Raw genomic sequence first — 14,897 nt, 5'->3', positions numbered from 1 at the left:
AGCCATGTCCATCCTCAACGAACGTGCCCACACCATCGCCCACGTCCTGATCGAGGCGCTGCCCTATATCCGGCGCTTCCGCGGCAAGACCATCGTGATCAAATACGGCGGCAACGCCATGGTGGACGAGAATCTAAAGCAGGGCTTCGCGCGCGATGTGGTCCTCATGAAGATGGTCGGGGTGAATCCCGTGATCGTGCATGGCGGCGGGCCGCAGATCGGCTCGCTGCTCAAACGACTCGGCAAGGCGAGCGAGTTCGTTCAAGGCATGCGGGTGACGGACGACGAGACCATGGACGTGGTCGAGATGGTTCTCGGCGGGTTGGTGAACAAAGAGATCGTCAACTTCATCAACCGACACGGCGGCTCGGCGGTCGGCCTCACCGGCAAGGACGGCGACCTGATCCGCGCGCGCAAGCTCCTGCTGCGCCGCGATGCGCCCGAGTTGGAGGCCACGGAGATCATCGACATCGGCCATGTCGGCGAGGTCGAAAGTATCGACGCCTCAGTCGTCCACATGCTGGTCGAAGGCGACTTCATCCCGGTCATCGCCCCGATCGGGGTCGGCGAGGACGGTCGCTCCTACAACATCAACGCCGATCTGGTCGCGGGTAAGATCGCCGAGGTGCTCAAGGCCGAGAAGCTCCTGCTCCTGACCAATACGGCCGGCTTGCTCGATGCCGAGGGCAACCTGATCACGGAGTTGGATGTCGGCCGTGTCCACGCCTTGATCAAGGACGGCGTGATCGCGGGCGGTATGCTGCCGAAGGTGCAGTGCGCGCTCGATGCGGTGCATGGCGGTGTGAGGTCGGCGCATATCATCGACGGTCGGGTCGAGCACGCGGTCATGCTCGATCTCTTCACGGATGAGGGTGTTGGGACGCTGATTCGCAGTCGGTGAGGTGGGGTTCGGGGTTCGGGGTTCGGGGTTCGGGGTTCGGGGTTCGGGGTTCAGGGTTCGGGGTTCAGGTTAAACCGCGCCCAGTGCGGTATGCGATGTTTTTGGATGGGATCGGCCCCGGCGGATTTCAGAGCCGCTGGAGCCTGCGCGGTTTAAAGTATTAAAAAATATCAAATTTTAAACCACGTCCCCCGCTAAGGGTCGTGGATTCACCAAACGTCGAACTCACTCGAAAGTGAGCATCTCGCTCTGGACGCGGTTTAAATGCCGTAGCGCTCTCGATATGCGCGGACGGCGTCGGCGAAGGCGTCGAGTTGGGGTTGTTCTTCGATGTAGGCGATCAGGTCGTTCAGACTGACGATGCTATAGACGGGGATGCCGAAGGTTGCGGTCACCTCGGCGACGGCCGAACGCCCGTCCTGGCCCTGCTCCTGCCGATCGAGCGCGATCACGACGCCTGCCGGCTCGGCCCCGGCATCGCGGATGATCTGAACGGATTCACGCACCGAGGTGCCCGCGGTAATGACATCGTCGATGATGAGGATGCGCCCGGCCAAGGCGCTGCCGACGATCAGACCGCCCTCGCCGTGATCCTTGAGCTCCTTGCGGTTGAAGGCGTAGGCGGTGTCTCGGCCGGATTGCGCGGCGAGTGCGATGCTGGTCGCTGCCGCCAACGGAATGCCCTTGTAGGCCGGCCCGAACAGCACGTCGAAGGCCGGGGCGGCATCCAGGATGCAGCGCGCGTAGGCGCTTCCGAGCCGGGACAGCCGCTCGCCCGTGTTGAAGAGCCCGGCATTGAAGAAGTAAGGGCTTTGGCGTCCGGACTTGAGCGTGAAGTCGCCGAAGCGCAATGCGCCGATCTCGGCGGCGAAGGCCAAAAATTCGCGTTGGTAATCTTTCATACGGGGTTCCTTTCGAACCGGTAAGCTGATTGCCGAGGGAACGGCTCAAAAATATTCTAAACCGCGCCGGCTCCGACGGTCGTCAAGTCTGCCGGGGCCGATCCCATCCAAAAACATCGCATACCGCGCCGGGCGCGGTTTAGATGAGACACCGTGCATGATCGAGACACCGCTTGGGATCTACCTGACCGCCTTTCTGGTCGGCCTCTTGGGCGGCGTCCATTGTCTGTCCATGTGCGGCGGCCTGGTCGGCTCCTTGACCTTAGGTCTGGACCCGCGGATCCGTCGCGACCCTTTGCTGATGCTGCCCTATCAGGTGACCTACAACCTGGCGCGCATCGCCGGCTACGCCACTGCCGGCGCCTTGTTCGGCGGACTCGGCGCCCTGCTGCTCCAGCTCGACGCCTTTCAGATCATGCAGCGCGTCCTTTACGGCCTCGCCGGGGTCGTGATGATCCTGCTCGGGCTCTATCTCGGTGGCTGGTGGCGTCTCATCGCCGTGGTCGAGCGGGCCGGCGCCGTGCTCTGGCGGCGTCTCGAGCCACTGGGTCGACGCGTCCTGCCGGTCCGCACCCCGCTGCAGGCCGCGGCCCTCGGCTATCTCTGGGCCTGGATCCCCTGCGGCCTCGTCTACAGCGTCCTCATTACCGCGGTCGCCACCGGAAGCGTCCTGGACGGGGCGCTCGTGATGCTGGCCTTCGGCGCCGGCACGCTCCCGAACCTCCTCGGCATCGGCCTCCTGGCCGGCGCCGCCGCACGCATCTCCGAGCGCGTTTGGGTCAAGCAAGTCGCCGGGCTGCTGGTTATCGGCTTCGGCCTCTACGCCCTCTGGCAGCTCTATTAAACCGCTATTAAACCGCGTCCGCTCAAAGGTTTGTTGGCGGCCGCATCCGTCCGCTTCAACTCAAGCCTCTCCTGTCGCGCCGAGACGCGGTTTAATCGGTGAAGAACTGCTGCTGGAGATCGATCGCCACGGGCTCGGCGCCGCCCGGCGGGGTCACCTGGATCTCGAAATCGACGATCTGGAGATTCGCGATCGGAAACTGGCCGACATAGGAGACGCCTGCGCCGACGCGGATCTCGCGCATGGGGATCACGCTTGCGGGCATATCGCCGGTGCGTGCGGTGGCGTCGACGCGCGCGGGGACGTTTTCACGCGTCCCATCCGGGTGCGGCTTGACCACCGAGACGGTCAGCACGCCGTTGAGCTTGCTGCGCTGGATCCGGTAGAGATCCGCGATCTCGGGGTTGAGCGTCTCGGCCGTCATGGCGTTGGCGAAGATGCTGTAGTCGCCGGCCGTGACCGGACCCTCAGCCGAAACGCTTTGTGCGGCGAGCAGTCCGGCGGTAATCAGGATCCCGAGCGTCCGTTGAATGATCATGGTTAAACCTCGTTTGGCGGATGAGATGAACCGCGTCCGTTGCGACATGCGTTATCAGCACGTGGGCTCGGACGCACATGAATCAACGACCGTCACAGAAGACGCGGTTCAGAAGTCAAAAAACGCTAGACCGCGCTCGCGCCGCGCGACAGCACAGGTCACTGCGAGCGCGGTTTATCGGCAACCGGAATCGGAAATGTCCGCGGCGCCTGAATCCGCAGCCGCTTGTATCGCGACTGCTCGCCGCCGATGAGGGACACCTTGGACGGCGCGACACCGAAGGTATCCGCGATGAACCTCCGCAGTGCCGCATTGCCCTTGCCCTCGACCGGGGGTGCCTTGATGGCAACCCGATAATGATCCCCATCCGGCCCGATAAAGGCGTCCTTGGGTGCGCGCGGTTTCACCCGCAGCGCCAGCTCCAAGTCCTCGCCATCCCAACGGGACCAGGTCATTCCGCCTGACGGGCGGTTCGTGCAGGCTCAGAAGGGGCTGCCGACCAGCCACTTCAGCGGCGGAATCAGCAGCATCTCGAGCAGGATCAACCCGATGATCACCGCCATGGGCGAGAGGTCGATCCCGCCGATCGGCTGAATCAGCCGCTGTGCCGGGCGCATGATCGGATCCGTCAGGCGCGTCAGGAGTGCCACAGCGGGATTGTAGGGGTCCGGATTGACCCAGCTCAGGATGACGCGAATCAGGATCCCGAACAGAAAGATGTTGATGAAGAGCTGGATGACCGCAGGTACCGCCCAACCCAGCGCACCGAAGAGCGAGACGTTCAGCCCCAGCACCAGAACCAGCAGGGCCAGCTCGACGGATTTGAGCAGCCAGGCCAGCGCCAAGGCGGCCAGATCCATGCCGGCATAGCCCGGGATCACCTGACGCAGCGGGCGCAGCACGGGCGAGGTCAGCTTGACCACGAACTGCGAGATCGGATTGTAGAAGTCGGCCCGCGCCCATTGCAGCAGGAAGCGGATCGCGACCAGGGTGATATAGAGCCCGAAGAGGGTTTGGATCAGAAAAACGGTCGGGTTGGTCAGATAGGAACCGCTCATGCTTGCTCCGACAGGTCCCGTGAGAGTTCGACCGCACGATCATGCGCGGCGTGCGCGGCGCGCTTCATCAGGGCGTGCAGATCGGCCTCGAGCAGGTGCTCGAGCGCACGCTCTGTCGTACCGCCGGGCGAGGTCACACGCTCGCGCAGCTGCCCGGGCGTATCCTCGCTCTCCACCGCCATCTTGGCCGCACCCAGCGCGGTTTGGATGGTCAGGAGTCGGGCGGTCTCGGCGTCCAGGCCCAGCGAGATGCCGGCCTCTTCCAGCGCCTCCATAAAGAGGAAGAAGTAGGCCGGACCACTCCCCGAGAGTGCGGTCACTGCGTCGATTTGGGCCTCGGTCTCGACCCAGCGGGTCAGGCCGACGGCACGCAGAATGGTCTCGGCGCGATTGCGGCCCTCTTCGCCGACCTCCGGACTGGCATGCAGCCCGATCGCGCCCGTCTGCACCATCGCGGGCGTGTTGGGCATGGCGCGCACGACCGCCAAGGTGCCCCCGAGCCAGCGTTGAATCGCCTGCTCCGGCACCCCGGCCATGATGGAGATCACGAGCGGGGCACGCGCGGACGCGGCATCGGCGATCTCGGTGCAGACCTGTGCGGCGAGCTGCGGTTTGACACAGAGCACGAGCGTATCGGCGTCGGCCAGCGCGTCGCGATTGTCGGCGAAGACCCGAACCCCGTAGCGGGTTTGCAACATCTCGCGACGATCCTGGTTAGGATCGGCGACTTGGAGCGAGTCCGGCGCGTAGCCGTCGGCAACGAGACCGGCGATCAGACTGGTGGCCATGTTGCCGCCACCGATAAAGGCAATCCTGGTTGTCGTCATGTCGAGCCCTAAAGAGATCGGAGGTTAAACCGCGCTCGGTGCGGTATACGCCGTTGGTTGGATTGGCTTGGCCGCGCCAGCTCCGGCAACTGTCGGAGCCGGCGCGGTTTAAGAGGAACGATCAGCCGACATTATACGGCCGCGGCCCGAAGACTGCCGTGCCGACCCGAACCAGGGTCGCGCCTTCGAGGATCGCGGCCTCCAAGTCGTCGGACATGCCCATCGACAGACACGCAAGCGGGCGGCTCGGGGTGGCCAGCCGATCGCGCAGCAGACGCAGGGCGCGAAACGGCGTGCGTTGAGCGTCTTCGTCCTCGGCGGGTGCCGGGAGTGTCATGAGTCCACACACCTCCAGGCCGGGCAGCGCCTCGCAGGCGGCGATCATGGCCGGGACCGCGTCCGGCTCCACACCGCCCTTGGTAATCTCGCCGCTGACATTGACCTGGATGCAGACTTTTAGCGGCGCCAGGTCGGTCGGACGTTGCTCGCTCAGGCGACGGGCGTGAGCCGGATCGGAAAGACCGTGGACCCAATCAAAGTGGGCCGCGATCTGGCGGGTCTTGTTGGCCTGGATCCGGCCGATGAAATGCCACTGGATGTCGGGCAAGTCGCCGAGCAGCGCGATCTTCTCGATCGCCTCCTGCACATAGCTCTCGCCGAATGCCCGGTGACCGGCGGCGTAGGCCGCACGCACGGCCTCGGCGCCGTGGGTCTTGCTGACGGCGAGCAGCGCGACGCTGCCCGGCGGGCGCTGCGCCCGCTCGGCCGCGGCCCGGATGCGGTCGTGCACCTCGCGCAAACGCCCCTGGATGTCGTCGTCGCCGAGCGTCTCATGCGGTTGCATCGTCCGGCCCTTCAGACGTCGGCGCCGGCCGACTCCAAGAGCGTCTGCAGCGCACGCAGCGCCTGACCCCGGTGACTCAGCCGGTTCTTGGTCTGCGGATCCAGCTCCGCGGAGCTGCACCCGTGCGTCGGTACCCAGAAGACGGGGTCGTACCCGAAGCCGTGCTCGCCACGCGGGGCGGCGAGGATCGAGCCTTCCCAGGTGCCCTGGCAGATCAGCGGTGTGGGGTCGGCGGGATGGCGTAGATAGACCAGGACGCACTGGAATCGGGCGGTGCGTTTGGACTCTTCCACCCCTTCCAGGTCGGCCAACAGCTTCTGCAGATTTGCGGTATCGGATGCGCCGGGTCCCGCATAGCGCGCGGAGTAGATGCCGGGCGCGCCGTCGAGTGCATCGACCTCGAGGCCGGAATCGTCGGCAAGGGCGGGGAGATCGCTGTAGCGCGCGGCATGGCGCGCCTTGATGATGGCGTTTTCCACGAAGGTCAGCCCCGTCTCAGCGACGTCCGGCACGGCAAAATCGCTCTGAGGAACCGCCTTGATGCGGGCGCTCAGCAGCAGCTGGTTGATCTCTCTGGCCTTTCCCGGGTTGTTGCTGGCCAGGACGAGGGCCTCGCCGACGTGCGGGATACTCATGCGTTTCTCCTTGTCGAGGGATCGGGTGCGGGCACCCCTGTCATGCGCCTTCCAGCGCGGCGCGCTGAGCGGTCTGGATCTCGCGGATACCGGCGGCGCCGATCGCGATGAGTGCGTCGAGCTCCGCCCGGCTGAAGGGCACGCCCTCGGCGGTCCCCTGCACCTCGACGAAGCGGCCTTCACCGTCCATCACCAGGTTCATGTCGGTCTGCGCGCCCGCATCCTCGGCGTAATCGAGATCGAGTAACGCAACACCCTGCAGGATGCCGACCGAGACGGCGGCGATCTGCGTGCGCAGCGGATCGGTCGTGATCTCTCCGCGTGCCAGCAGCCCGTCGATCGCGTCGCGCAAGGCGACCCAGGCACCCGTGATGGAGGCGGTACGGGTGCCCCCGTCGGCCTGCAGGACATCACAGTCGAGCGTGATCGAGCGCTCGCCGAGTGCGCTCAGGTCCATCGCCGCGCGCAGCGACCGACCGATCAGGCGCTGGATCTCGAGCGTGCGGCCGCCCTGCTTGCCCCGCGCCGCCTCGCGCGGACTGCGTGTGTCGGTTGCGCGCGGGAGCATCCCGTACTCGGCGGTCACCCAGCCCTTGCCCTGACCCTTGAGAAAAGGCGGGACCTGCGACTCCACGCTTGCGGTGCAGAGCACGCGCGTCTCGCCGAACTCGACCAAAACCGATCCTTCCGCATGTCGGGTGAAGCCGCGTGTCAATCGAATCGGGCGCAGTTCGTCGGGGCGGCGCCCGGACGGTCGCACAAGGACGTTTGAAGAGGTGTTTGTCATGGCGATGCTCGATCTCGAAACCAGAAGGGGGTTGGTGCGGCGGGATCATTCGGGTTCGCTCGGCGGCGTGCCCGAACCCATCTCCGGACTCCGGCCCACCCCTTCGAGGACCGCCGCAAGGAGCTCTCCGGCATCCTGTGGACGGTCGCCGATCTCCATCGACATCGACCAATCGACCAGCCTGAGCAAGGAGGAAGGATACCGGGTTTTCATCTCCACCGTGGCCGGAATCAGGGTGTCTTCCTTCTGACGCTCGGGTGCGGGGGGCGGCGTGCGTCCTTCCATGCAGGCGCGGATGCTGGCCCCGACCGCGTAGACATCGGTCCAGGGCCCGATGTGACCGTCGCGCATGTATTGCTCGATCGGGGAATAGCCGGAGGTGATGACCTGTCCGCCGCGTGTGCGTCCCTTCGTCAAGGGGTGAACGGCGCCGAGGTCGAGCAGCATGGGTCGGTTGCCGTGCCGCAGATGGATGTTGCCGGGTTTGACGTCGAGATGGACCATGGAGCGGCGATGCAGCAGCGACAGGGCATCGAGAATCGGGACAAAGACGTCGAGGATGAAGGTCGTGCTGAGACCGCCGCGCCGCGCCTGAACATAGGCCCCGAGATTGCGCCCGCGCTCGTTGGGCATGACCAGATAGCCGGTATCGTTGGCGAGAAAGAAATCCAAGACCCGAACGATCGACGGGTGCTTCAAGGATGCGAGGGCCTTCGCCTCCTGAAAGAACAGTTTGCGCCCCTGATGAAGATTCTCGGCGAGCTGCGGCTCGCTCGCCATCACGCGTCGGGCACTGTCGCGCCGCGCGATCTTCTTGGGCATGTATTCCTTGATGACGACCTCCTCGCCCGAGTCCTCGTCATAGGCGAGGTAGATGAGACTGAACCCGCCCTGGGCGATGGTCTTCACGACCCGATACGGACCCAGCAGGGTGCCGGCGGGAAGGCTGTCTCGGGCGACGGCCATGATGGTCTCTGTCGGTCTCCGTTCAGGATTCGGCGGCCCGCAGCCGGCTGCGGGCGAGTCAAACGCTCGGGACGGAATCCTGCGCCCGCGCGCGAAACAAGGCAATGGATCGGCGCGCGAGGGTTCTCGATTCCCGGCTCCGGGCTCGCACGGAGCCGGGCAGACTCCGAACAGGGCGCCCTCGGAACCCCCGCGCTCCGACCGAGATTCATGCGTCACATCGTACTTTTCGCCGTTGCGCCGGGCAGGTCGACCCGGATAATGGCGAGACTAAACCGCGCCGGCTCCAGCGGTTGTGACATCCGCCGAGGCCGATCCCATCCAAAAACATCGCATACCGCACTGGGCGCGGTTTAAGTCCGGATCCATGCGAGCGGCCGTACGCGCCCGTCCTGGCTGCCGCTCGACGCGCCCGAGCTCCGACGCTCACATCCGCAGCCCCCACACCACAACATCACCACCCAAGGGACGACCCCATGATCAAAAGTATGACGGCCTTCGCGCGCGAGTCGCGCTCCGGTGATTTCGGCGAGCTAACGTGGGAGCTGCGGGCCGTCAACCACCGCTATCTCGAGCCGCACCTGCGGTTGCCCGAGGAGCTGCGCGCTCTGGAAACCAGCGTGCGCACCCGCCTGGCCGCCCGTGTTCAACGCGGCAAGCTCGACTGCAACCTGCGCTACGTCCCGGCCGTCGGACTCACCGGAAGTCTGCGGGTCAACCGCGCCTTCGTCGAGCAGCTTCTGGCTGCGGGGCAGGAGGTCGGCGCCATTATCGGTCGCGGCGTCGAGCCCTCGCCTTTCGAGCTGCTGCGTTGGCCCGGCGTGCTCCAAGAGCAGGACCGCGATCTGGACGAGGTCACGGCCGCCGCGCTGGATCTGCTGGAGACCGCCATCGAAACTCTGCTGGCGACCCGCGAGCGCGAGGGCGAGCGTCTCGAGCGACTGCTGGTCGATCGCTGCGATCGCCTTCAGGAGAGCGTGGTGCGCGTGCGTGCACGGATGCCCGAGGTGATGACGAGCGTGCGCCGACGACTCGCCGATCGACTCGCCGAGCTGCGCGCCGAGCTGGACCCGGCGCGCTTGGAGCAGGAGATGGCCCTGGTCGCGGCCCGGCTGGATGTGGACGAAGAGATGGACCGCCTGGAGGCCCACGTCGCCGAGGTGCGCGATGTCCTCAAACGCCGCGAGCCGGTCGGGCGCCGCCTGGATTTTCTCATGCAGGAGCTCAACCGCGAGGCCAACACCCTGGGCTCCAAGTCGGCCGATGTGGAGGTCACCCGCGAGGCGGTCGAGATGAAGGTCCTGATCGAGCAGATGCGTGAGCAGGTTCAAAATCTGGAGTGACGGGGCGTTTCCGCGAGTTGTCTCGACGCGCCCGACGACAATCACCGCAACCCTTGCCGCGACCGACAGGACATCGCTCTGCGGTGTCACGCATGCCCCGTGGCGCTCTGCGCCACGTGCCACGATGGCCGGAGTGACGACCAAGGCCCGCGTGCTTCTCAGGGGGCGCAAAAGACAAGACCCTTAGGCGGGAGTCTTGTTTCGATCTCCCGCCAAACGCGAGCGCATCGCGATCAGGACCAAGACGAGGGGCAGCTCGATCAGGAAGACCAGGGTCGCGAACAGCACCAGCTTGACCTGACCCATGATCAGGGCGCCCATGATGGCGACCAATCCGAGATTGCGGGTGCTGAATTCGATCAGCAGCGTGAAGCGGTCCTCGCTCGGAAGGCGCACGAGCGACCCCACGATGAAGCCTGCCGCCATCGTGATGATACAGAAGGGCAGGGCAGTCGGAAGCGCCGCGCGGACAGCCGCCGGTAAACCCTCGTGCTGGTCGATCAGAATGAGGCTCACCAGGCAGGCAAGGCCGACGAGACTCAAGAGCCGCAAGGGTTGACGTACTGCGGCGACACCGGCCGGCCGCCACGCGCGCAAGGCCATGCCGAGCGTCAAGGGAAGGAGCATCATCAGGCTCAGTTGAACGATCATGCGCCCCGCCGGAATCACGAGGCGATGCGATTCCTGAAGGAAGAGCACCAATCCGGCGGCGGTCAGCGTAGGCATGGTCACCAAGGCGAGCAGGGTGGACAAGGCGGTCAGGGTCACCGACAGGGCCACGTTGCCCCTGCCCAGATAGCTGTACAGGTTGGAGATGGCCCCGCCCGGACTCGCGGCAAGCAGGATCATCCCGGAGACGATCCAGGGCTCCGGTCGCGCCGCCCAAATCAGCAGGGCGGCACATGCGGGAAGCAGCAGAAGCTGGCCCAAGGTGGCGATGGCGACCGCTCGCGGATAAACCAAAACCCGCCGAAAATCACCCGGGGTGAGCTCCAGCCCCACGACCAGCATCAGCAGCCAGACGAGCGCCGGGATCGCGATGTCCAAGATCGGGTCCGCGCCGGTCACGGGAGGCGGCGCCTGAACCGACCTGTCCCTTCGTGTGACGCGGCCGGCCGCAGGATCCCCAGCTTCTGCATCCTCGAGCGCAGCGTGTTGGGATTGATTCCCAGGCGCTCAGCAGCATTGCCCTTGCCATTGATGCGCCAGCTGCAGCGCTCGCACACCGCCAGGATGTGTTCGCGCTCCACCTGCTCCAGGGTGCGGTCGTCGGCCGCAGTCTCGGGACCCGGCGCCGCGCCCGGCATGGGCCTCACCCCGTCGGCGCCGGGGAGGCGTTCGACCGACAGGGTCGCGCCCGACGAGAGGATGAGGGAGCGCTCGACGATGTTCTCCAGCTCCCGCACGTTGCCCGGCCAATCGTAAGCCATCAGATCGGCGATGGCATGGTCCGGGATGCGGGTCACTTGGCGGCCCAGCTTGGCCCGTAGCTTCTCGACGAAATAGGCCGCAAGCAGGGCGATGTCCTCGCGGCGCTCGCGCAGCGGCGGCAGCCTAATGGGGAAGACCCCGAGACGATAGTAGAGGTCGGCACGAAAGGTTCCCTCTCGCGCCATCGACTCGAGATCACGATTGGTCGAGGCAATCACCCGCGCGTCGCTGTGCCGGGTCGTCGTCGAGCCCAGCCGCTCGAACTCGCCGCTCTGCAAGACCCGCAGGAGTTTCGCCTGCAGCTCCAGCGGCAGCTCGCCGATCTCGTCCAGAACCAAGGTGCCGCCGTCGGCGACCTCGAAACGGCCGACCTTGCGGGCAATGGCACCGGTGAACGCGCCCTTCTCGTGGCCGAACAGCTCGCTCTCGATCAGCGTTGCCGGCAAGGCCGCGCAGTTGACCCGGATGAGTGGTCGCTCGGCCCTGCGACTGCGCTTGTGGACGGCGGTCGCGATCAAGTCCTTGCCGGTGCCGGTCTCGCCCAGCACCAGGACCGTGCTGTCGGTGGGCGCGACTTGCTCCACCTGAAGCAGTACCCGCTTCAGGGCCGGGCTTTCTCCCACCAGCTCGTCGAATTCGCGGCAATGCAGCACCTCTTCTCGCCACACCGCGTTCTCCGCCTCCACCCGCTCGCGCAGCGCCAGGTTCTCCGCGAGGGCGGCCTTGAGCTCCACCTCTTTGCGCCTTCGCAGCATCGCATTTGCAAAGACCCCGGCGAGCAGGCGCAGGCGTCGGACTTCGGGCTCGGTCCAGACGTGTGCCTGGCGGATGGCCCCGAACGACAGCCAGCCGAGTGAGCCGCCGGTTGCGGACAGCGGAAAGGTGGCCATGGAGCGAATCCCGAGTTTGCTCAGGGCCTCCGCGTCTGCCGCCGCCTCGGGCGGAAGATCGGTGATCCGGTTGACGACGACTGCGCTGCCGGAGCGCATCCGCGGGGCCAAATAGGGAAAGCGGGACTCGGCAATCGGCGATGGCACCGGCTCGATGCCCGCCACGGCCCAGGAGTGCGTCGTTGTGAGCTGTCCGGAGTTTTGCTCGTAACGGCCCAGCGTGCTGCGGTCGACGCCGAGAAATTGCACGATTCGTCGCAGGGCATCCACGATCAGGTCGTCGAGTACCTCCGGCTCCACGTTGACGAAGGAGGCCGTCAGATCGGCGAGGAGATCCTCGAAGCCGGTCGCGTTGACGAGGCCCTCTGCCGCGGTATCGGCATCTCGTTTGCGATTTGCGGCGGAAGGCATGGGCATCACTGAACAAGAATGCTTCGGAAGTGCCGCGAGTGTACCCGCATTTCCCCGAATCACGGCATTTCGAGAGTTACGAGATATCGTGAGAGATGCCACTGCATGTCGTCACTCTCGGCAACGAAAAGCCTCTCTGTCTCCGAATGCTCGGTCGTCAAAATCCGGAAATCACGAAGTCCGGCAGTCTCTTGATGGAATGTCGAGTAATCGTCTCAGGATTGGCCCGGATTCTGTTTCAGAGCACTCCGTGACCTTTCGGATAACACGTCTGGATACCCCCGGAGGAAGCCTCGTGAAGGTCGACGGCTGGCTGCAGGCCGACGGTATCGCAGAGCTGGAGCGCGTTTGCGGCGAGCCGTCGGCGGGGCTGACCTTGGATCTCGGTGATCTGCGCCAAGCGGACGCGTCGGCACTGGGCGCCTTGAGACGGGCTGCGGCGCGAGGCGCACGCCTCGTAAATTGCTCACCCTACCTTACGCTGTTGCTCGGTGAACCGGCGGATCCGGCCGGTCATGATGAAGATCAAAACAGGATCTTGTAAGAGATCAGAGAAAACAACGACTGGTTTTGAGGAGACTTGAAGAGCGATGCAGCTGATATTCAAAGAACAAGACCGTCGCGGCGGTCGTCCCCTTGGTCGCTTTGGCGCATCCCTGGGGCTGGTCCTTCTCACCCTCGGCGGCAGCCTGACCCTGGTCGTGCCGGCCTCCGCGGCGGATGCGGCGAAGCCCAACGTTGTCGTCATCTGGGGCGACGACATCGGTGTGCACAATATCAGCGCCTACAACCACGGCGTCATGGGCTACGAAACGCCCAACATCGACCGGATCGCCGGCGAAGGCGGGATGTTTACGCACTACTACGCGCAGCAGAGCTGCACGGCCGGGCGTGCCGCCTTCATCCTCGGTCAGAACCCCTTTCGTACGGGCCTCCTCACCATCGGGATGCCCGGCTCCGAGCACGGGATCCCGGACTGGGCGCCAACCCTCGGAGACCTCCTGAAGGACAAGGGGTACGCGACCGGTCAGTTCGGCAAGAACCACCTCGGCGACCGTGATAAGCACCTGCCGACCGTGCACGGCTTCGACGAGTTCTACGGCAACCTCTACCATCTCAATGCCGAAGAGGAGCCCGAGACTTACCACTATCCGAAGGATCCCGAGTTCCATAAGCGGTTCGGGCCGCGCGGCGTCATCCACTCGTTTGCCGATGGCCGGATCGAAGACACCGGCCCGCTGACCCGCAAGCGCATGGAAACCGCCGACGATGTCATCGTCGGCAAGGCGCTGGATTTCATCGATCGCGCCCACGCGGACGACAAGCCGTTCTTTACCTGGATCACCACCACCCGCATGCACGTCTGGACCCGCCTGAAGCCCGAATCCGAGGGAAGGACGGGCGTGGGCATCTATCCCGACGGTATGGTCGAGCACGACGACCATGTGGGTCAGATCCTGAAGAAGCTCGAAGACCTGGGCGTACTGGACAATACGATCGTGATCTACTCGACCGACAATGGCGCCGAGACGGTGACCTGGCCCGACGGCGGCATCACGCCGTTTTACGGGGAGAAGGGTACGACGTGGGAAGGCGGTATGCGGGTCCCCGCCATGGTTCGCTGGCCCGGTACTGTCAAACCCGGTACTAAGTACAATGAGTTGATGTCCCACGAGGACTGGATCCCGACCCTGATGGCAGCGGTCGGCGAGCCGGACCTGGTGGACCAGATGAAGCAGGGGTATTCGGCAAACGGCAAGGAATGGCGTGTCCACCTCGACGGCCACAACTTCCTGCCGTTCTTCAAGGGCGAGACCGAGGAAAGTCCGCGCAAGTCGTTTCTTTACTTCGGCCAAGGCGGCGAGCTGAATGCCGTCCGCTACGGTCCCTGGAAGGTCAACTTTGCGGGTGTCGACGGCAACATCGCGCTCGGGGTTCGTCAAGCCACCAATTGGCCCTTGATCGTAAACCTTCATGAAGATCCCTACGAGATGATGCCGCATCACTCCTTGATGTATGTGCGCTGGTACGTCGACAACATGTGGGTCATGGTTCCGATGCAGGAGGTCATCAAAAACTTCTTCATGACCATCCCGGATTACCCGTTCCAGGCGGGTTCCAGTCTCTCCGCAGGCAATATCGGCTACCAGACCCTGGAGAAGGCAGGGGCGATGGAATCGCTGAAGAAGCTCGAGGCACTGACCCGGCCCGGCAACTAAAGCGCCCTTGGTCGCCGATGTGCTATCGAGTGAAGACGGGGCGGGGCGCCGAGGCGCCTCGTCCTTATCCTGCCTTGTGCCTCGATCAGAGAAATAAACATGCGGGCTTCACGCGGTGGACCCGATCGCCGCTCCGGACACGTTGGTCGGACGCTCACCGAAGCTGTGGGTCACCGCGATGTGATCAAGCCTCTTGCCGATCGGGATATCAATGACACCGAATTCTTGAATGTTTCCTATTCGGGACCGCCATCGAATAATGGGTGTAGGTAAAGCCCCTTTTTCGGGTTGTTCAAGTGCC

General features: G+C 64.8%; 16 protein-coding genes. 5 read left to right on the top strand and 11 right to left on the bottom strand.

Annotated features, from left to right (window positions below):
- The first annotated feature begins 4 nt into the window (after positions 1–4).
- Positions 5–901: an acetylglutamate kinase gene (argB, locus tag KFB96_RS17925; protein WP_213460189.1), complete on the top strand. Its 897-nt coding sequence runs from the start codon at positions 5–7 to the stop codon at positions 899–901.
- A 260-nt stretch (positions 902–1,161) separates the two neighbouring features.
- Here argB and pyrE read toward each other — a convergent pair whose 3' ends face one another.
- Positions 1,162–1,803, bottom strand: coding sequence for an orotate phosphoribosyltransferase (pyrE, locus tag KFB96_RS17920; protein WP_213460187.1), 642 nt, complete (start codon positions 1,801–1,803; stop codon positions 1,162–1,164).
- Between the two features lie 157 nt (positions 1,804–1,960).
- Here pyrE and KFB96_RS17915 point away from each other — a divergent pair, with 157 nt between their 5' ends.
- Positions 1,961–2,647, top strand: coding sequence for a sulfite exporter TauE/SafE family protein (locus KFB96_RS17915; RefSeq protein ID WP_213460185.1), 687 nt, complete (start codon positions 1,961–1,963; stop codon positions 2,645–2,647).
- A 91-nt stretch (positions 2,648–2,738) separates the two neighbouring features.
- On the opposite strand, the gene KFB96_RS17910 is transcribed toward KFB96_RS17915, so the two are convergent.
- From KFB96_RS17910 to KFB96_RS17875, 8 genes are all read right to left on the bottom strand, one after another.
- Positions 2,739–3,185 (bottom strand): DUF4426 domain-containing protein, encoded by a 447-nt coding sequence (locus KFB96_RS17910; protein WP_213460183.1) that lies wholly within the window; start codon positions 3,183–3,185, stop codon positions 2,739–2,741.
- Positions 3,186–3,343: 158 nt separating this feature from the next.
- Positions 3,344–3,640, bottom strand: a complete 297-nt coding sequence (locus KFB96_RS17905) for a DUF167 family protein (protein ID WP_213460181.1) — start codon at positions 3,638–3,640, stop codon at positions 3,344–3,346.
- Between the two features lie 27 nt (positions 3,641–3,667).
- On the bottom strand, positions 3,668–4,243 hold the full coding sequence (locus KFB96_RS17900; RefSeq protein ID WP_213460179.1) for a YggT family protein: 576 nt from the start codon (positions 4,241–4,243) through the stop codon (positions 3,668–3,670).
- Entirely contained in the window at positions 4,240–5,070 is an 831-nt protein-coding gene (gene proC / locus KFB96_RS17895) for a pyrroline-5-carboxylate reductase (RefSeq protein ID WP_213460177.1), read from the bottom strand. The genes KFB96_RS17900 and proC overlap by 4 nt, the downstream gene beginning before the upstream one ends.
- A 121-nt stretch (positions 5,071–5,191) precedes the next feature.
- A complete protein-coding gene (locus tag KFB96_RS17890) occupies positions 5,192–5,914 on the bottom strand; it encodes a YggS family pyridoxal phosphate-dependent enzyme (protein ID WP_213460175.1) in 723 nt (240 codons plus the stop codon).
- A gap of 11 nt (positions 5,915–5,925) precedes the next feature.
- Positions 5,926–6,549 (bottom strand): RdgB/HAM1 family non-canonical purine NTP pyrophosphatase, encoded by a 624-nt coding sequence (rdgB, locus tag KFB96_RS17885; RefSeq protein WP_213460173.1) that lies wholly within the window; start codon positions 6,547–6,549, stop codon positions 5,926–5,928.
- A gap of 40 nt (positions 6,550–6,589) precedes the next feature.
- The gene (gene rph, locus KFB96_RS17880) at positions 6,590–7,309 is read right to left on the bottom strand and encodes a ribonuclease PH (protein WP_213461197.1); all 720 of its coding nucleotides are present in this window, start codon (positions 7,307–7,309) and stop codon (positions 6,590–6,592) included.
- A gap of 72 nt (positions 7,310–7,381) precedes the next feature.
- Positions 7,382–8,302, bottom strand: a complete 921-nt coding sequence (locus tag KFB96_RS17875) for a serine/threonine-protein kinase (RefSeq protein ID WP_213460172.1) — start codon at positions 8,300–8,302, stop codon at positions 7,382–7,384.
- Between the two features lie 476 nt (positions 8,303–8,778).
- Between KFB96_RS17875 and KFB96_RS17870 the strand changes: the two genes are divergently transcribed.
- Positions 8,779–9,645 (top strand): YicC/YloC family endoribonuclease, encoded by an 867-nt coding sequence (locus KFB96_RS17870; RefSeq protein WP_213460170.1) that lies wholly within the window; start codon positions 8,779–8,781, stop codon positions 9,643–9,645.
- Between the two features lie 183 nt (positions 9,646–9,828).
- On the opposite strand, the gene KFB96_RS17865 is transcribed toward KFB96_RS17870, so the two are convergent.
- Positions 9,829–10,713: a bile acid:sodium symporter gene (locus tag KFB96_RS17865; RefSeq protein ID WP_213501466.1), complete on the bottom strand. Its 885-nt coding sequence runs from the start codon at positions 10,711–10,713 to the stop codon at positions 9,829–9,831.
- Positions 10,710–12,377, bottom strand: coding sequence for a sigma 54-interacting transcriptional regulator (locus tag KFB96_RS17860; RefSeq protein WP_213460166.1), 1,668 nt, complete (start codon positions 12,375–12,377; stop codon positions 10,710–10,712). The genes KFB96_RS17865 and KFB96_RS17860 overlap by 4 nt, the downstream gene beginning before the upstream one ends.
- A gap of 250 nt (positions 12,378–12,627) precedes the next feature.
- On the opposite strand from KFB96_RS17860, the gene KFB96_RS17855 reads away from it, so the two are divergent.
- Positions 12,628–12,921, top strand: coding sequence for a hypothetical protein (locus KFB96_RS17855; RefSeq protein WP_213460164.1), 294 nt, complete (start codon positions 12,628–12,630; stop codon positions 12,919–12,921).
- Positions 12,922–12,967: 46 nt separating this feature from the next.
- Positions 12,968–14,596 carry an arylsulfatase gene (locus tag KFB96_RS17850; RefSeq protein WP_213460162.1) on the top strand — a complete coding sequence of 543 codons (1,629 nt, stop codon included), beginning with the start codon at positions 12,968–12,970 and terminating at the stop codon, positions 14,594–14,596.
- The last annotated feature ends 301 nt before the right edge of the window (positions 14,597–14,897 follow it).

The organism is Thiocapsa sp. (assembly GCF_018399035.1).
Classification (GTDB): domain Bacteria; phylum Pseudomonadota; class Gammaproteobacteria; order Chromatiales; family Chromatiaceae; genus Thiocapsa.
This window is presented reverse-complemented; position numbering and strand designations above follow the sequence as displayed.